General features: G+C 43.4%; 14 protein-coding genes and 4 pseudogenes. 7 read left to right on the forward strand and 11 right to left on the reverse strand.

What is annotated here, in order from left to right; genetic code table 11:
- Window positions 1-18: 18 nt before the first annotated feature.
- A complete protein-coding gene (locus A4V03_RS16860) occupies window positions 19-2,094 on the forward strand; it encodes an HD family phosphohydrolase (protein ID WP_065539692.1) in 2,076 nt (691 codons plus the stop codon).
- Here the strand turns inward: A4V03_RS16860 and A4V03_RS16865 are convergent.
- From A4V03_RS16865 to A4V03_RS21715, 5 genes and pseudogenes are all read right to left on the reverse strand, one after another.
- A complete protein-coding gene (locus A4V03_RS16865) occupies window positions 2,069-2,539 on the reverse strand; it encodes a low molecular weight protein-tyrosine-phosphatase (RefSeq protein WP_065539693.1) in 471 nt (156 codons plus the stop codon). The genes A4V03_RS16860 and A4V03_RS16865 overlap by 26 nt on opposite strands.
- Before the next feature lie 46 nt (window positions 2,540-2,585).
- The gene (priA, locus tag A4V03_RS16870) at window positions 2,586-5,042 is read right to left on the reverse strand and encodes a replication restart helicase PriA (protein WP_065539694.1); all 2,457 of its coding nucleotides are present in this window, start codon (window positions 5,040-5,042) and stop codon (window positions 2,586-2,588) included.
- A gap of 279 nt (window positions 5,043-5,321) precedes the next feature.
- Window positions 5,322-5,900 (reverse strand): porin family protein, encoded by a 579-nt coding sequence (locus tag A4V03_RS16875; protein ID WP_065539695.1) that lies wholly within the window; start codon window positions 5,898-5,900, stop codon window positions 5,322-5,324.
- 902 nt (window positions 5,901-6,802) lie between these two features.
- Window positions 6,803-7,573: pseudogene (locus tag A4V03_RS16880) on the reverse strand (lyase family protein); the annotation flags it as partial.
- Window positions 7,503-7,685 (reverse strand): hypothetical protein, encoded by a 183-nt coding sequence (locus tag A4V03_RS21715; protein ID WP_369882223.1) that lies wholly within the window; start codon window positions 7,683-7,685, stop codon window positions 7,503-7,505. The pseudogene A4V03_RS16880 and the gene A4V03_RS21715, both read right to left, overlap by 71 nt.
- A 177-nt stretch (window positions 7,686-7,862) precedes the next feature.
- Here A4V03_RS21715 and A4V03_RS16885 point away from each other — a divergent pair, with 177 nt between their 5' ends.
- The 3 genes and pseudogenes from A4V03_RS16885 to A4V03_RS16895 all read left to right on the forward strand — a co-directional run.
- Window positions 7,863-9,173, forward strand: a complete 1,311-nt coding sequence (locus A4V03_RS16885; RefSeq protein ID WP_065539696.1) for an anaerobic C4-dicarboxylate transporter family protein — start codon at window positions 7,863-7,865, stop codon at window positions 9,171-9,173.
- Between the two features lie 35 nt (window positions 9,174-9,208).
- A complete protein-coding gene (gene ansB, locus A4V03_RS16890) occupies window positions 9,209-10,267 on the forward strand; it encodes an L-asparaginase 2 (protein WP_065539697.1) in 1,059 nt (352 codons plus the stop codon).
- A gap of 22 nt (window positions 10,268-10,289) precedes the next feature.
- Window positions 10,290-10,742, forward strand: a pseudogene (locus tag A4V03_RS16895) (porin); the annotation flags it as partial.
- A gap of 86 nt (window positions 10,743-10,828) precedes the next feature.
- Here the strand turns inward: A4V03_RS16895 and A4V03_RS16900 are convergent.
- The 5 genes from A4V03_RS16900 to A4V03_RS16920 all read right to left on the reverse strand — a co-directional run bounded on the left by A4V03_RS16900 (window position 10,829) and on the right by A4V03_RS16920 (window position 13,991).
- Window positions 10,829-11,050: a DUF2795 domain-containing protein gene (locus A4V03_RS16900; RefSeq protein WP_002558131.1), complete on the reverse strand. Its 222-nt coding sequence runs from the start codon at window positions 11,048-11,050 to the stop codon at window positions 10,829-10,831.
- Between the two features lie 73 nt (window positions 11,051-11,123).
- Window positions 11,124-11,687, reverse strand: a complete 564-nt coding sequence (locus A4V03_RS16905; protein WP_004313274.1) for a cob(I)yrinic acid a,c-diamide adenosyltransferase — start codon at window positions 11,685-11,687, stop codon at window positions 11,124-11,126.
- Between the two features lie 44 nt (window positions 11,688-11,731).
- Window positions 11,732-12,355, reverse strand: a complete 624-nt coding sequence (locus A4V03_RS16910) for a hypothetical protein (protein WP_065539698.1) — start codon at window positions 12,353-12,355, stop codon at window positions 11,732-11,734.
- A gap of 233 nt (window positions 12,356-12,588) precedes the next feature.
- The gene (locus A4V03_RS16915; RefSeq protein ID WP_065539699.1) at window positions 12,589-13,272 is read right to left on the reverse strand and encodes an energy transducer TonB; all 684 of its coding nucleotides are present in this window, start codon (window positions 13,270-13,272) and stop codon (window positions 12,589-12,591) included.
- Window positions 13,273-13,724: 452 nt separating this feature from the next.
- Window positions 13,725-13,991 carry a hypothetical protein gene (locus A4V03_RS16920; RefSeq protein WP_236588605.1) on the reverse strand — a complete coding sequence of 89 codons (267 nt, stop codon included), beginning with the start codon at window positions 13,989-13,991 and terminating at the stop codon, window positions 13,725-13,727.
- 24 nt (window positions 13,992-14,015) lie between these two features.
- Between A4V03_RS16920 and A4V03_RS16925 the strand changes: the two genes are divergently transcribed.
- Both A4V03_RS16925 and A4V03_RS16930 read left to right on the forward strand, forming a co-directional pair.
- Window positions 14,016-14,732, forward strand: a complete 717-nt coding sequence (locus A4V03_RS16925) for an IS66 family transposase (RefSeq protein WP_065539701.1) — start codon at window positions 14,016-14,018, stop codon at window positions 14,730-14,732.
- Between the two features lie 284 nt (window positions 14,733-15,016).
- A complete protein-coding gene (locus tag A4V03_RS16930; protein ID WP_065539702.1) occupies window positions 15,017-16,315 on the forward strand; it encodes a mobilization protein in 1,299 nt (432 codons plus the stop codon).
- 9 nt (window positions 16,316-16,324) lie between these two features.
- Here A4V03_RS16930 and A4V03_RS16935 read toward each other — a convergent pair.
- Window positions 16,325-16,579: pseudogene (locus A4V03_RS16935) on the reverse strand (Fic family protein); the annotation flags it as partial.
- Here A4V03_RS16935 and A4V03_RS16940 point away from each other — a divergent pair.
- A pseudogene (locus A4V03_RS16940) lies at window positions 16,570-17,324 on the forward strand (PDDEXK nuclease domain-containing protein); the annotation flags it as partial. The pseudogenes A4V03_RS16935 and A4V03_RS16940 sit on opposite strands and share 10 nt — an antisense overlap.
- Window positions 17,325-17,417: the final 93 nt, after the last annotated feature.

Raw genomic sequence — 17,417 nt, forward strand, 5'->3', positions numbered from 1 at the left:
GCAAAAATTTCAGTGGATATGGAACATTTGAAGAAGAAGAAAAAAAGTTTTTCATGGAGAGATTTACTATATAAATCACTGCTATTTGTGAGCACAGTGACGCTGATTGTCTATTTCCTGCCACGTGACGGAAAATTCAATTACCAGTTTGACATCAATAAGCCTTGGAAATACGGGCAGCTGATAGCGACTTTCGACTTTCCTATTTATAAAGAGGATGCGGTAGTAAAAAGAGAGCAGGACAGTCTGATGGCTTTCTTCCAACCTTATTACCAATTGGATAAAGACATCGAAAAAAATGCAATCGCCAAGCTGAAAGAGAATTACCACACCAATCTGAAAGGAATTCTTCCTTCCATCGATTACTTGCGGTATATCGAGCGTACCTTAAAAGAAATCTATCAGGCAGGTATCGTATCGACAGAGGATATACAACAGCTTCAAAAAGACAGCACTTCGTCCGTCATGATGATTGACGATAAACTTGCCAACCCGCAGGCTACTGAAAACATTTACACGGTAAAGAAAGCGTATGAACACCTGCTGACAGCAGACTCTACCCATTTCAACCGGGAAATATTAAGGCAATGCGCACTGAACGAATACATTACTCCCAACCTCACTTTTGACGAGGAACGCACCCAGTCCGCCAAAGAGGAAATATTAAATAATTACTCTTGGGCAAACGGACTGGTAGTCAGCGGACAGAAGATTATCGACCGTGGAGAAATCATCAGCCCGCATACCTATAATATCCTCGAATCATTGCGCAAAGAATCCATCAAACGCAACGAGTCTATGGGACAAAGCCGTTTGATCCTCGGTGGCCAGGTTCTTTTTGTGGGTATGCTGATGCTTTGTTTCATGCTCTATCTTGATTTATTCCGGAAAGACTATTATCAACGGAAAGGCAGTCTGTCGTTACTATTCACCCTGATTGTGTTCTACAGCGTCATAACAGCCTTCATGGTGACACATAATATATTTAATGTGTACATCATCCCATACGCGATGCTGCCGATTATCATCCGTGTCTTTCTTGATTCGAGAACCGCTTTTCTGACGCATGTCATCACCATATTGATATGCTCCATCTCCTTGCGCTTCCCTCATGAGTTTATTCTGACGCAGTTGGCAGCAGGATTAGTGGCGATATTCAGCCTAAGGGAGCTATCGCAGAGATCCCAGCTTTTCCGAACAGCCTTATTAGTGATACTGACTTATGCAGCCATTTATTTCGCTTTCGAACTGATGACGGAGAATGGTCTTTCCAACGACTTCTCGAAGCTGAACATACGTATGTACACCTACTTCATCATTAACGGAATCCTATTATTATTCACTTATCCTTTATTATTCTTATTGGAAAAGACTTTCGGATTTACTTCCAATGTAACTCTTGTGGAACTTTCGAATATCAATAACGATCTTTTGCGACAGATGTCTGAAACGGTTCCCGGAACCTTCCAACATTCCATGCAGGTGGCTAATCTGGCAGCAGAAGCCGCTATCCGCATTGGAGCAAAAAGCCAGTTAGTACGTACGGGAGCTTTGTATCACGATATCGGGAAGATGGAAAACCCGGCTTTCTTTACGGAGAATCAGTCGGGAGGAGTTAATCCGCATAAGAATTTGAATTACGAACAAAGTGCACAAGTCGTTATCAGCCATGTGACAGATGGTTTGAAGCTGGCGGATAAACACAATCTGCCTAAAGCGGTCAAAGATTTTATCAGCACCCATCACGGACGGGGAAAAACAAAATATTTCTATATTTCCTGGAAGAACGAGCATCCGGACGAAGAGCCGAATGAAGAATTATTCACTTATCCCGGACCGAATCCGTTTACCAAAGAACAGGCTATCCTGATGATGGCGGATGCCGTGGAAGCTGCCTCACGCAGTCTTCCGGAATATACGGAAGAAACCATCAGCAACCTGGTTGACAAGATTATCGACTCACAGGTTACCGAAGGTTACTTTAAGGAATGCCCGATCACTTTCAAGGATATAGCAACTGTGAAAGCTGTATTCAAGGAAAAACTAAAGATTGCTTATCACACCCGGATCAGTTATCCGGAGTTAAAGAAGTAAGCAGACCGGCACAAGCGTCTTCCAACACATCGAGTACATATTCAAATCCTTCGGCCCCTCCATAATAGGGGTCGGGGACATGATCCGCAGGAATACGGGTGCAGTATTCCGTCATGCGATGAATCTTCTTCCATTCCTCAAGAGAAGGTGCTTTGTCTTTCAGGTCGTCTATATTCCGGTCGTCCATACCGATTATCAAATCAAAATGATAGAAATCTTCTGTACGGACAGGGCGCGAACGATGCACCAGTTGATACCCGCGACGGGCTGCATGAGCACGCATCCGGCTATCCGGCAGTTCGCCCTGATGATAAGACAAGATTCCGGCGGAATCTATCACAAATTCATTTTCCAGTCCCGCTTCTTTTATCAAATGAAGCATCACGCCTTCAGCCGTAGAGCTACGGCAGATATTTCCCAGGCAGACAAACAATATTTTCTTCATAAATACACTTTTTGATTCCCAACTAGACAATACACGGATTTACGAATCACATGGGGTCTACATCATAATAAACAATCAAAGATTTATAGCGTTCATCTTCCAACATCTCCCGTTGGATGCGTAACAACAACTCACGGGCACGTCCCATCGGAGCGTTCTGCTCAATCTTTACGACAATCTTCTTGATAAACAACGTTTGGATACGGGCAACAGGAGGTTTATCCGGTCCCAACACCCGATTGCCAAATACCGCCCGCAGCTTATCCGCCATCACTGCCGCCATCTGATCCAGCAACGCTTCATTATGATTTTTCAGATAAACATATACCAACCGGTAATAAGGAGGATAATGAAACATCTGCCGTTCCGCCAACTGCCCGCCTACCATGTCTTCATAATCATTGGCAATGACCTGATGGATGATGGGATGCTCGATGCTCTTGGTTTGTAGCACCACCCTACCCCGTTTGTTCTTACGTCCGGCACGTCCCGCTACCTGCGCCATCAACTGGAAAGCTCGTTCATAGGAACGGAAATCCGGATAGTTCAGCATCGTATCAGCATTCAGTATACCGACAATACTGACATGATCGAAATCCAATCCTTTTGAAACCATCTGCGTGCCAATCAATATATCCGTCTTTCCCTGTTCGAAATCCGCAATAATCTTTTCATAAGCAGAGCGGGTTCGGGTGGTATCCAAGTCCATTCGTGCCACTGCCGCTTCGGGAAAAAGGATTTTAATGTCATCTTCAATCTTTTCCGTACCAAAGCCACGGTTCACCAGTTCCGTACCTTCGCAGGCTGGACAGGATTTCGGCAGTTGGTAGGTATAACCGCAATAATGACAAGTTAGCTGATTGATTCCTTTATGATAGGTAAGGCTCACATCGCAATTCTTACACTTAGGCACCCAACCGCAGGTACGACACTCCACCATCGGAGCAAACCCGCGACGGTTCTGAAAGAGAATCACTTGCTCTTCCTGTTCCAAAGCCTCTTTCATGTATTGTATCAAGAGCGGTGAGAATTGTCCCACCATTCTCTTTTTGCGATGCAATTCCTTTATATCTACCGGAATAATCTCCGGCAATTGAATTTCTTTATATCGTTCTTTCAGTTGTACAAAACCATATTTCCCCTCCCCGGCGTTCTGCCACGATTCGATGGAAGGAGTAGCCGTTCCCAATAAGGTTTTAGCTCCATACATGGCAGCCAGTACAATCGCTGCGCTACGGGCATGATAGCGGGGGGCGGGATCTTGTTGTTTATATGTATTTTCGTGCTCTTCGTCCACAATCACCAATCCCAGATTCCGGAAAGGAAGAAACACGGAAGAGCGAACACCCAGGATAATATCGTACCCGTTCTCTCCCAGTTGTTTCCGCCATATTTCAACCCGTTCGGCATCGGGGAATTTAGAATGGTAGATCCCCAGACGAGCACCGAAGACGCGTTGCAGACGCTCTGTAATTTGAGTAGTCAAGGCAATCTCCGGCAACAAATATAAGACTTGTTTTCCCTGACGAATCGTTTCTTCGATTAGATGGATATACACTTCCGTCTTCCCACTGGACGTTACTCCATGAAGCAGACACACGTTCTTCTCCTGGAAAGACCGGACTATTTCATCATGTGCCCGCTGCTGGAACTCATTCAAGGCGTTCAGCTCGACCACTTCTTTCTCCTGTCTATTCAACCGGCCGATTTCGTGATAGTAGATTTCGAAAATCTTCTTATCCACCAGCCCGTTCAGTACTGAAGGGGCCACATTAGCCCGTTGCAACAATTCTTTCTTAGAGACTTCTTTCGGTGTTCCGGTTCCTAAAATGCCTGAATACTCTACATATTTCATGAGCAACGCCAGTTGCTTCGGAGCACGAGACAGAATATCAAACAGAATATGGAGTTGCTTTTCATCTGCCGTACCCGCAAGCCGCACTCGCGCCTCTGTCTTAGGCTTATAAGTGCGTTTCAATTCTTCCTTTACAAAAATGGCTTCTTTATCGAGCAGGGACTTGATGGCAGTAAGAATGTTTTTTATGCCGCTGTCTTTCTCCAGTTTGGTGACGGACTGCTGCGCATCTATGGCAAGTAAATCCAAAATGCGTTGTTCGCGCTCCGGCAACGGAGCATCCGCTTCAAAGTCGGGATTATATTCAACAATCGTTTCACTCTCCAGTTTCAGACCGGAAGGAAGTGCCGCTTTATAAACATCTCCCTGCGTACAGAGATAGTAATCGGCTATCCATTCCCAAAATTTGAACTGAACGGGTAGTAGAATGGGAGAAGCATCCAGTAATGCAGATATATCTTTCACTTCGTACTCCGTTGGAGCACAATAATGAACATTAAGGACAATAGCCGTATAAAACTTCTTCCGCCCGAAAGGAACTACCACACGGCAGCCTATCTTCACATCTTCCGCACATTCATCTGGCAAAGAGTAAGTAAAACTCTTCGAAAGCGGAAGCGGTAATATGACATCTACATATTTTTTCATTGCAGGTACAAAAATACAATAAAAAAATGGGGAATGAAAAAAAGAAGGAAGAGAGAATACTCAAAAGAAAAATGCTTCTTAATGTCAGTCCGATATAAGCTTATACTATTCCCGAAGGAGGGGAAACCATGCGGATGAAGTTATATCGAACTGACGTTTCTTAAAGCAAAATTGGGGTAGAAACTGTTTCGAGGCTGCAACAGGGCATCCTCCGAACAAAAAAAGAGTTCCCGTTGACCGGAAACTCTTTTTTATATACGATGTAGAGTGACAGACTATTTAAAAGATATAGGCAACAGATACTTGCCAAGTCTTAGTTTTATAAGAAGCATCCGTTCCTTCAAAATCCGCAGTGTCGCCCATTGGGATATTGTAATTAGCACCTACCTGCAGATGGTTCAGCAACTTCAAACCAGCACCCACATTAATACCTACTTGCGCTTTCTTCTTATCGATTCCCGACTTCTTTTCAAAATCGAAATAAAAGTCAGGACCTGCAGCAAGATAAATACCTGCCAGACTTCCTAAACCGATTGTATATTTCAGGTTTACAGGAATATCAATACCGTTTTGCTTAACAGTATATTCATCAGCACCTTCCGGAGTAATCTTTATACCTCTTTGAGCAAAAAGCAAAGAAGCGTCTACTCCCAACCCTATGATTGGAATATTAAACTCGGCCATCGGACCAATAAAGAAACCGGTGAAATTATCCTTCTTAAAGTTTCCACCCATATTAGAGAAACTCGCCTTCGACAAGTTCAAACCTCCTTTTACACCAAAGTGTATTTGCGCCTGGGCAGGCATTGCCATACCAATACATACGGCAATCATTAAAGCACCAAAAATCCTTTTCATAAATTTACGTGTTTATAATTCGGGACAAAGATATACAATTAGAATAAATAAACACAATTTATCTGTTTTTTGTTCGCTCAAAGTCGCTGTTGTTCACTTAATCCGGCGTCCTCACTTTTATATTTGCTCTTTTGATATCTGTTTTTTTAATTTCTTATTTCTGATTACTGAATATTCTCCCATCGATAATAATAAGCGATTTTGCTCTCATGCCCTCACTCATCGTTTGGAAACTCCTTATTCATCGGCATTGCAGGGTGTGAGGGCAAGAGTGATAGCAGGGTGAGGGCAACCTTTTGCCCTCACACCCTGTTTTGCACCAAGAGTGATTCATTACACTTGATATTCAGCATATTAGACAACGTAAATCCGAAGGAAGGGGTGGTAGGAGAAACGAGGTTCTTCCTATCTTATTGCGGATGACAGCCTTATGTGTCTACCTACCACAAGAAGTATTAACAGCTATAGCATCAGGTATTAATAGTTGGCAAATCATGTATTAATACCTGAGAAATCAAGTATTAATACCTGAGAAATCAGCTATTAATACATGATAAACTATATAATAATACCTGATAAATGGCTTAATGCTATCTGAAGTAATAGCAGCCATACAATTAGTGGTTACAAAAAAATTAAGAACAGTTCTTCTACATGTTTTTCAGACTAGCAAAAGTCTGTTTCCTCCACAGGAAACTACAGTTCCAAGGCGGGAAACTACAGTTTCCACGGTAGGGAACGAGCGTGCCAAAGGCAGGGAACAAGCGTTCCCACGGCACTTTTTTACGATGCAAGAGAAGAAAACCGCAGTATGTCCCGCTCGTATTTAATCAAAATCGCCGGAACAGATCAGTAATCTGCCCGGCAATTTCCCTATTGAATTGATTCCCACTTACTATCTATCAACGGTTGGGGTGAATATCCAGTTTGACTGGTTTTATCATATTTTCCGGTTTCAGGATAGTGTCCAAGTCTTCTTTGGAGAGGATATTATGTTCCAAAACAAGTTCATACACTCCCTTCCCGGTTTCCAGTGCTTCTTTGGCTATTTGGGTAGAGTTCTTATATCCGATTACCGGATTCAGGGCTGTCACTACGCCAATGCTGTTGTGCACATCTCTCCGGCATTTTTCTTCATTGGCTGTTATGCCGTCGATACATAACGTACGCAAGGTATCGAAGCCGTTCATCAACAAGTCGGCAGACTCGAAACAGCATTGCGCCATCACCGATTCCATGGCGTTCAGTTCCATTTGGGCAGCTTCACCGCTCATGGCGACACAAAGATCATTTCCTATCACCTTATAAGCCACCTGATTCATTACTTCAGGAATCACGGGGTTCACTTTTCCCGGCATAATGGAAGAACCCGGTTGCATAGCCGGCAGATTGATTTCACCCAATCCACAACGCGGACCGGAAGCCAGCAACCGCAAGTCATTGCATATCTTATTCATTTTGACAGCTATACGCCTCATCGCTCCCGAATAACCTACCATGCAGGAAGTGTCCGAAGTGGCTCCCACCAAATCATCGGCAAGTTTTATATCCAGTCCCGTAATCTTGCGCAAAGCAGCGATACATTTCTCTGCGTATTCCGGTTCAGCGGTGATTCCGGTTCCGATGGCAGTGGCTCCCATATTGACAGTCAAAATGAAACTTGCTGATGCGAAAGTTTTCGATACCACGGAGTGTCTGTACTCCATACAGTGCACTTTCCGGCACTTCACGACTACCTATCAGGTCACTCTCCGTACGAGTCTTTCTTGATAAATTTTGTTCCATATCGGTTGTTTTATAATAATAACAGTTTCGTTAGTTCTTATAATAACCAATGAGTTTAGTTATTGTTTTAATAAATATGCAAAAACTATTCAAACACTTTTTTATTGTTAATACAAGAAAAAGAAAATACAAAGAGAGAAATCACGTATCTTTGTTGGGAACTTAAAACAACATTCTATGATATTACAATTAGCATTTGTTCTGACAGCCATTATTATTGGCGCACGCCTGGGAGGTATCGGCCTCGGCGTGATGGGAGGAGTTGGGTTGGCTATACTCACGTTCGTTTTTGGTTTACAACCCACCGCACCTCCTATCGACGTTATGTTAATGATTGCCGCAGTGATTTCGGCTGCTTCCTGTATGCAGGCGGCAGGCGGACTGGACTATATGGTGAAACTGGCAGAACATTTGCTTCGTAAGAATCCTTCACACGTCACCTTGCTTAGTCCGCTGGTGACTTACTTGTTTACTTTCGTAGCCGGAACGGGACACGTTGCCTATTCTGTGTTGCCTGTCATCGCGGAGGTTGCTACCGAAACCAAAATCCGTCCGGAACGTCCGTTGGGTATTGCTGTCATTGCTTCCCAACAGGCCATTACAGCCAGTCCGATTTCCGCAGCCACCGTAGCGCTTCTCGGACTCTTGACCGGATTTGATATCACTCTGTTCGACATTCTCAAGATTACGATTCCCGCTACCATCATCGGGGTGTTGGTCGGTGCTTTATTCTCTATGAAAGTCGGTAAAGAACTGGTGGAAGACCCCGAATATCAGAAACGCCTGAAAGAAGGACTGTTCAACAATAAAAAGATAGAGATTAAAGATGTGAAGAACAAACGTTCCGCTATGGTTTCCGTCCTTATCTTTATATTGGCAACAGCGTTTATCGTACTCTTCGGCTCTTTCGAAGGGATGCGCCCCAGTTTCCTGATCGATGGTGAAATTGTCACGCTAGGTATGTCTTCCATCATCGAAATCGTGATGTTATCGGCTGCCGCCATCATCCTGTTAGTGACCAAAGCCGACGGAATCAAAGCAACGCAAGGTTCCGTATTTCCGGCAGGCATGCAGGCTGTGATTGCCATCTTCGGTATTGCCTGGATGGGAGATACCTTCCTTCAGGGAAATATGGGACAGCTGACTCTTTCTATTGAAGGGATCGTGCAACAAATGCCGTGGCTGTTTGGGGTCGCGCTGTTTGTGATGTCTATTTTGCTATACAGCCAGGCTGCCACTGTTCGTGCACTCATGCCTCTGGGCATTGCGTTGGGGATTTCTCCTTATATGCTGATCGCCCTATTCCCGGCAGTAAACGGATATTTCTTTATTCCGAATTATCCCACCGTAGTGGCCGCCATCAATTTCGACCGTACCGGGACAACAAAAATCGGGAAGTATGTGTTGAATCATTCGTTCATGATACCCGGTCTGGTATCGACAATTGTTGCCATTGCCTTGGGACTGCTCTTTATACAAATATTTTAATATACATATATTATTAACCTAAACCCCATTCAGTTATGAAACAATTCAAAAGCTTTGGACTGGTAGTAGTCACACTACTATTTTCTGTAACAATGGCATTTGCCGCCAAACCGAACATTCATATCCTTGCCACCGGAGGAACGATTGCAGGCACAGGAAGTTCAGCTACCGGAACTAGCTACACAGCAGGACAAGTTGCCATCAGCGCACTGCTTGATGCCGTGCCCGAAATTAAGGATATCGCCAACGTGACCGGAGAACAGATTGTCAAAATCGGTTCACAGGACATGAACGACCAGGTTTGGCTGACGCTTGCCAAGAAAATAAATGAACTATTGAAACGCGCGGACATCGACGGTATCGTGATTACTCACGGAACCGATACGATGGAAGAAACTGCCTATTTCCTGAACCTGACCGTTAAAAGTGACAAACCGGTGGTACTGGTAGGTGCCATGCGTCCGTCTACTGCTCTAAGTGCCGACGGCCCGTTGAATCTCTACAACGCCGTAGTTACCGCCGCCGCAAAGGAATCCAAAGACAAAGGAGTACTGGTTGCCATGAACGGACTGATCCTGGGAGCACAGAGTACGGTTAAAATGAACACGGTCGACGTGCAAACTTTCCAAGCTCCCAACTCCGGCGCGCTGGGGTATGTGTTAAACGGAAAAGTATTCTATAATCAGGTGACGCTAAAAAAACATACCACCCAATCCGTTTTCGATGTTACTCATCTGAACGCACTGCCTAAAGTAGGTATCGTATACAGCTATTCCAACATCGAAGCAGATATGGTCACTCCGATGCTCAACAACGGCTATAAAGGCATTATCCATGCAGGAGTAGGAAATGGAAATATCCATCAGAATATCTTCCCGGTACTGACAGACGCTCGTCAGAAAGGAATCCTTGTGGTTCGTTCTTCCCGTGTCCCGACAGGTCCTACCACACTGGATGCAGAGGTAGACGACGCCAAATATCAATTTGTGGCTTCACAAGAACTGAATCCGCAGAAATCACGTGTTTTGTTAATGCTTGCACTAACCAAAACGACTGACTGGAAACAAATTCAGCAATATTTTAACGAATACTAAAAGCCTGACCTGCTTATGAAAAAAAAGTCACAATATGTATTATTATGCTTTAGGTAACGAGTTGAATCTCGGCAAATGGAATGCTTTCGTCGATTTCATGTATTCAAAAGAGGATATTGACCGCAAAGGTATTATCACCAACATCGTAGGCCGTCCGGGCGGACACAATGCCTTTGATGCGAATTACCTTTCCGTGGTTGCTAAATGTAATTATCGTTTTCTGCCGAAATGGAATGTGTTTGTGAAGGGTATGTATGAGACGGCTTCCGTGAGCAAGGCATCCGAAGGAATAGAGAAAGGCAATTACCGTACTTCCTGGGGATACCTGACCGGTATCGAATATTATCCGATGGAAACCAACCTGCATTTCTTTGTGACGTATGTAGGACGTTCGTATGATTTCACCTCCCGCGCCAAAGTGCTGGGACAGGAGAATTACAGCACTAACCGTATTTCTCAGATGCCTGTATTCTAAAAAACAGCCTCATTATTATACAAAAAATACCCGATAGCCTTCTTGTAAAGGTTATCGGGTATTCTTATATGTTCGGTCTTTTTTAATCAATACTCTTCCTCATTAAAGAAGAAATCCTCCTTACTAGGATAATCCGGCCAAATATCTTCGATACTCTCATAGATTTCGCCCTCATCTTCCATCTCTTGGAGGTTCTCAATAACTTCAAGAGGAGCACCCGAACGCATGGCATAATCAATCAATTCATCCTTGGTTGCCGGCCAGGGAGCATCTTCAAGTTTTGATGCTAATTCCAATGTCCAATACATAATCTTGAGTATTTAAAATGAATACTAAATTTGTCTCGTTTTCTATTTTTCGGCAAAAGTATAATAAAATCTATCATTTCCAACTATTATCCCAAAATATTTCATTATTTTGTTCATCAAAATTAATTTTTCGGGATAATACAAACAAATAATCTGATAATCTGTTGACAAATGCTAATACTTCGGGAGAAATTGTACAAGTTTCGGACAAAGCCAGAATACGTCTTTCGGCTCTCCGGCAAATCGTACGGCAAACATGGCAAACGGCTGCTCCACGACTTCCACCGGGAATGATGAAAGCACAAAGTTCGGGTAATTGCTCGTCCAGCTTATCAATCTCCCGCTCGATACTTTCCACATGTTCAGGGGTAATGATACTGGCGGGTTTCAGTTGTGTTTTCTCCTGGTCGGTGGCGAGATGTGAACCGATGGCGAATAACTTATGTTGAATACTCAAGATAAAATCCCGGTCGGATTCCTCCTGCAGATAAGTATGCAGCCATCCCAGGTGAGAATTTAGTTCATCCACCGTTCCGTAAGCTTCCAGGCGGATATGAGTCTTTGGAACGCGACTTCCGCCAACAAGACTAGTGGTTCCTTTATCTCCGGTCTTTGTATATACAAGGCTCTTTTTCATAACTTTCTTTTTTACATTTATAGATAGTAAACGTACAAAGGTTCTTAGAAGTTGACGATATAATGCTGTTTTATCTTTGTTTTATCAAAAAATAGTAAACCGACATCATACAGGTCGAAAGTTATTCCGACCCTTTCGTCAGCCTGCCACTTTTTCCAAAGCGCTTTCATCTCTTTGGAATAGCAGATACCATGGACTACAAATACACTTTTAAGGGTAGTACGGTATACGCAAACCCGAAATACTTCTTCCAATAAGTCCGGATTTTGGTAATCGTTCAGATACAGAAAATCGACTGAAGTATCCGTATCCAGAAACAGTTCCGACAAGTCGGAAGCAAAGAGATAGGAAGCCGATGGTTTAGCAGACTGTAAGTACAGGGCTGTCGAGGAAGGACGCCCAACCTCAATAATCGTATCAGGCTGTACTCTATTTACCAACCGGAACAAAAAACGGTTTACCTTTTGAGAACCTTTGGTCCACCCACGCTCTCTTATCCTCTTTTTTTGTTCTTCTTTCAAGGAAGAATAAGCATAGTAAGGCATCTTCTCATAAATTACATCAGTAATGAGACTGAAAGCAAATGGGGAATGGACGCCATATCCGCAACGATGACGGAAGCGGGAAAGCCAGATAAAAGGTCTTTTTATACAGAGTAGAAGATTCATAAAACAATCATTCGTATTTTTATTCTCCCGACAAAGATATATTTTTTTATTTCACAGAAGCAAGCCGGGAAAGAAATGTTATAAATACTCAGCAATTTAAGGAAAAGGATTTCATTAGAAAAGGAGGCTGTCTAAAAAGTCGGTTCTATCATCATTCTCCTCCTTCCCGAAGGGAATGAGAGTTACTAACGACTTTTTAAACAGCCTCCTCATTACTCATCCATTCCAAGTTACTACTGTAGTCTGAATACCACAGGCACAGTATATTTCACTCGAACTTTCTTGCCATTCTGTACTCCGGGGTTCCATTTCGGCATAGAGCTTATCACACGGATAGCTTCTTTGTCCAAATAGGCATCCACCCCTCGTACCACTGCCGGATTCGTAATCGTTCCGTCTTTGTCAACAACAAACTGAACAATCACTTTTCCTGCCGAACCCATTTCTTGAGAAATAGTCGGATACTTGATATTTGTACCCAAATACTTCATCAAAGCAGCCATGCCACCGGGGAAGTCCGGCATGATTTCTACATGTTCATGTATTACATCTTCTTCTACCTCTTCTGCTTCCACAACTGGTGGTATCCAAACAATGTTAGTAGTCGCGTCCATGTCCTCTCCTACCGTAGAAACATCATCCGTCACCTCTATATCGTTTTTTACTATTTCTATTATATCCACGATCTTAGTTTCGGGAGGTGGAGGCGGTTCCAGTTTCTCTTCCGGGAATGTGATTGGAACTAACTCTGTAACAAAGATGGATTCATCATCTGGTGATAATGCTGCAACTCTGACATCATGTTGTGTCCATTCGAACGAAACGAACATGAAGGCTAGCGCAACAACCAAACCCATCAACAACCAAGAACCTCGTTGATTCTCAATTGCAGCCTTTTTTGATTTCTTGGCTTCCATAAAAAATGTGTTTAAGTAATTAATAATAGAAAATATATAGTATATATACTACTTTTCGTTTTTCCTCTTAAGCATTACTTAAAGTGCTCTCTTGCTGCAATAAATATAGTATTTTTATGGACAGGCTGTTACATTTGTTCTTGTTTATTTTATTCTTTTCCATTCTTTTGAATAAAATTTATGAAAAGAAGCGGTTGTTTTTTCCAATCACAATATAAGAAACTGTTTAGAAACTGTTTAAGAAATTCCAAACAGCTTCTAAACTGAATCATGGGAACAATTAAGTTGCATAAATGTATGCTACAACAGAACAAAGAGAACCGTGAGCTTCGCAAATTAACACAAGAAGAATATAACGATTTATTGTATAGCAGATGATTTTCTTATAAAGGACAAGCTACTTACGCTGTTTTAAGTTATATCGAACTCACGTCACTTTATCAATTTCATGTTCATTCCCTCCTTATCTTTAAGTTTTTACGTATTGAGAGACCGTTGCCCGCAGCATTTATACAGACTTTCGACGCCTCATCGGTTCTTACCAGAAATGATGCGACTCCCGCTTCCAATTGATACGATGCAGGGCCAACGATTTCTCCTCCCTGCACCGATAGTTCTACAGGAATCCCATTCACCGGACAAAGTACTCCCTGCTTATCAACCAAGCTGATATATACAATCAGCAAGTCGTTTTTTTGCAGCCGGTCGGCCACCTTCAAAATAACTGATTTCCAAACGTTCGGGTGTTCCGGGAGTGTTCACGATGTATTCGGCAACTCTTTTTCCCTGGTGATAGCCGACAGAAGAAACGCACCAACAATGGAGCCGGGAGAAAGACCCATCCCGAGTGCGAGGTGGAGACGGTTATGGTGGAGCCGGACAGTCCGGACTTCAACCCCGAGGCGGCAACGTTCATAGGCGAATGCGATGTTGTGCGCTATGTCATGGAGCCAATGCGCTTCAAGAAAATAATCTACAAGGTACGCAAATATGTGCAGGACGAGAAAATATACAAAGGCTCCGCTCCTGCCACGCCGCTACTCAACTCGCAGTACACTTCTTCCTTTATAGCCGGACTCACCGAGTTACGCTACCTTCATTGTATGCCACTTGAAAATGCAGTCGAATACTTCCGTGCCCACGGCTTCGACCTTGATAAAGGCACGGCACAAAAACTGATCAGCAAGGTAAAGGTTCATCTGGAGAATCTATACAGGGCTCTCGGGCCGGCAGTTGTCGAAGACAATTATATCTGTGGTGACGAGACCTATCAGAAAGTGCGGCTGCAGGCAGCCACTCCCTCGGGCAGGAAGATCAAAAAGGGCTACATCCGGGTGTTCGTCGGAATGACAACCGGGCTTGTGTACTTCTTCTATGACGACGGCTCACGCTCGGCCGAAGTCTTCGAGCAACACATCAGAGGCTTCAACGGAGCGTTCCAATGCGATTGTTACCCCTGACCCGCCGTCGGCTGACAATCGGCTCCCACTCCGGAGCCGAAGTCGCCGCCCTGTACCACTCGCTGGCCATCACCTGCCATCGCTGCGGCGTAAACGTCTTCGACTACTTCTGCGACATAATCGACCGCTGCGCCGTATGGCCTCCGAACACACCCATCGAAAAATACCGCGACCTGCTCCCTGACCGCTGGAAAACCTCACAAAAATAGCCGCCCAAAATCTGGACGGATTTCTTTTTATGGCTTACCTGCTGTCGCGGACGGCTGTACGGAAGGAAAGAAGCTATGGCAACAAAATCAAGCATACATATCAAGCCTTGCAACATCGCATCGAGCGAGGCGCATAACCAAAGGACTGCCGAGTATATACGAAACATCGGGGAGTCCAGAATCTATATCGTTCCCGAACTTTCCACCGACAACGAGCAGTGGATAAATCCCGACTTCGGCACTCCCGAACTGCGAACTCATTATGACAACATCAAACAAATGGTCAAGGAAATCAGACCGGACACCACATTGGCTGATGTACGCAAATTCGGTGAAGAGTGTCAAAGACGCTGGGGCATCACTCCACTACAGATTTTCCTGCACAAAGATGAAGGGCATTGGTTGAACAGTCAGCTGGAAGCGGAAGACAAAGAAAGCTTTCAAATCGGAAGCAGATGGTTCAAGCCGAACTATCATGCTCATATCGTATTTGACTGGATGAACCACGAAACCGGAAAGAGCCGAAAGCTCAATGACGAGGATATGGCAACCATGCAGACCCTTGCTTCCGATATTCTCCTGATGGAACGTGGGCAGGCAAAAGCTGTTACAGGTAAAGAGCATCTGGAACGAAACGACTTCATCATTGAAAAGCAGAAAGCCGAACTGCAACGTATAGAGGAAACCAAGCGACACAAGGAGCAACAGGTAAGCCTTGCCGAGCAGGAACTCAAACAGGTAAAAGCAGAGATACGCACCGACAAGCTCAAAAGTGTAGCCACTGATGCAGCCACAGCCATAGCAAGTGGTGTCAGTTCTCTTTTCGGAAGCGGAAAATTGAAAGATTTGGAACAATCTAACGAGAATTTACGTCATGAAATTGCCAAACGTGACAAGGGCACTGATGAATTAAAAGCCAAGATGCAACAAATGCAGGAACAGCATAGTAAGCAGATTCGTAACATACAAGGAATACATAATCAAGAGCTTGAAACCAAAGACAAGGAAATATCACGATTGAATACCATTCTTGAAAAAGCGTTCAACTGGTTCCCATTACTCAAAGAAATGTTGAGAATGGAAAGACTATGCTATACCATCGGATTTACCAAAGACATGGTAAACAGTCTTTTGATGAAAAGAGAAGCTATCAGATGCAATGGGAAAATCTATTCCGAAGAACACAGACGGAAGTTTGACATCAAAAACGATATTTTCAAAGTTGAAAAAAATCCAACCGACAACAATAAACTCGTTCTAACCATAAACCGACAACCAATAGGCGAATGGTTTAGGGAACAATGGGGAAAATTAAAGCAAAGCTTATATAACTCCGTACAGACAGAGAAGAGAGGCAGAGGATTCAGAATGTAATCCTAAATATCTTAGTAGGTTAGTAGGGAAAAGGTGATAGCAAAATTGGAGGTAGTTCATTAGCAGCCAAGCTGTCCTGCCGTCGCCATCCACCCATGGATGTATGGTCACTAAATTAAGGTGGGCATTGAAACTCAATTCATATTGTTCCCAAAATGTTCCCACGGTCTTTTGCTTCTCTTGCAACAGAACACAAAGTTCATCCACCTTAGCAGGTACTTTTAGATAGTTCATATAAGAATGTCCACCAACGCCAGCCGTATGTATCACAAATTCAAAATCGGCAGTCATTGACCGCCGAATCTGAAAATAGCGTTTGGAAGCTATCAACAAAATACCCAAAACCGAAACATGGATGATTCCAGCTGATAGATTATTCAACAGATTATCTTCCACCCATTTAAATACTATATCAGGAATTGAGAACCCGATAAAACGTGCTTTCTATGAAATGGAAACTATTCGTGGATGCTGGTCTGTAAAAGAGTTAGAGCGGCAAATCGCATCTTTATATTACGAACGTAGCGGACTATCCAAAAACAAAGAAGCCCTCTCCGCTTTAGTCCAGCAACAAGTAACCTTATTGCAACCCAAAGATGTTATCAACACTCCTGTTACTTTAGAGTTCTTAGGATTGAATGAACGTGCATTAGTGACAGAAAACGATTTGGAGCAATCCATTCTTGACAATCTGCAACGCTTCCTGTTAGAAATGGGACATGGCTTCTGCTTTGAAGCCCGGCAAAAACGTATCTTGATTGATGAAGATTATTTCTTTACTGACCTTGTGTTCTATCACCGTATTTTGAAATGCCATGTTATTGTGGAATTAAAGATAGACAAGTTCCGCCATGAATATGCTTCACAGTTAAATATGTACCTCAACTACTTTAAAGCAGAAGTGATGCAGTCGGATGATAATCCGCCTATCAGCATTTTGCTCTACACCGAAAAGGGAAAATCAAGACTGAAAAAGATCACATATCCACATCATGGTTCTCTTTTCATCCCACCTTGCTAAAAATAGTCAAATTCCTTTTTAAACTATGAATGCAACAATATTATCCCTTTCTGTTTTATTATTTTTGTAGAAAGAGCAAAA

Origin of the sequence: Bacteroides caecimuris (assembly GCF_001688725.2) — a bacterium.
Lineage (GTDB): Bacteria > Bacteroidota > Bacteroidia > Bacteroidales > Bacteroidaceae > Bacteroides > Bacteroides caecimuris.

What these genes read in the sequence shown, in the direction of transcription:
- A4V03_RS16860 (WP_065539692.1), top strand. Translation starts at nt 19, where the DNA reads ATGGAACATTTGAAGAAGAAGAAAAAAAGTTTTTCATGGAGAGATTTA.
- A4V03_RS16865 (WP_065539693.1), bottom strand. Translation starts at nt 2,539, where the DNA reads ATGAAGAAAATATTGTTTGTCTGCCTGGGAAATATCTGCCGTAGCTCT.
- priA (WP_065539694.1), bottom strand. Translation starts at nt 5,042, where the DNA reads ATGAAAAAATATGTAGATGTCATATTACCGCTTCCGCTTTCGAAGAGT.
- A4V03_RS16875 (WP_065539695.1), bottom strand. Translation starts at nt 5,900, where the DNA reads ATGAAAAGGATTTTTGGTGCTTTAATGATTGCCGTATGTATTGGTATG.
- A4V03_RS21715 (WP_369882223.1), bottom strand. Translation starts at nt 7,685, where the DNA reads ATGGAACAAAATTTATCAAGAAAGACTCGTACGGAGAGTGACCTGATA.
- A4V03_RS16885 (WP_065539696.1), top strand. Translation starts at nt 7,863, where the DNA reads ATGATATTACAATTAGCATTTGTTCTGACAGCCATTATTATTGGCGCA.
- ansB (WP_065539697.1), top strand. Translation starts at nt 9,209, where the DNA reads ATGAAACAATTCAAAAGCTTTGGACTGGTAGTAGTCACACTACTATTT.
- A4V03_RS16900 (WP_002558131.1), bottom strand. Translation starts at nt 11,050, where the DNA reads ATGTATTGGACATTGGAATTAGCATCAAAACTTGAAGATGCTCCCTGG.
- A4V03_RS16905 (WP_004313274.1), bottom strand. Translation starts at nt 11,687, where the DNA reads ATGAAAAAGAGCCTTGTATATACAAAGACCGGAGATAAAGGAACCACT.
- A4V03_RS16910 (WP_065539698.1), bottom strand. Translation starts at nt 12,355, where the DNA reads ATGAATCTTCTACTCTGTATAAAAAGACCTTTTATCTGGCTTTCCCGC.
- A4V03_RS16915 (WP_065539699.1), bottom strand. Translation starts at nt 13,272, where the DNA reads ATGGAAGCCAAGAAATCAAAAAAGGCTGCAATTGAGAATCAACGAGGT.
- A4V03_RS16930 (WP_065539702.1), top strand. Translation starts at nt 15,017, where the DNA reads ATGGCAACAAAATCAAGCATACATATCAAGCCTTGCAACATCGCATCG.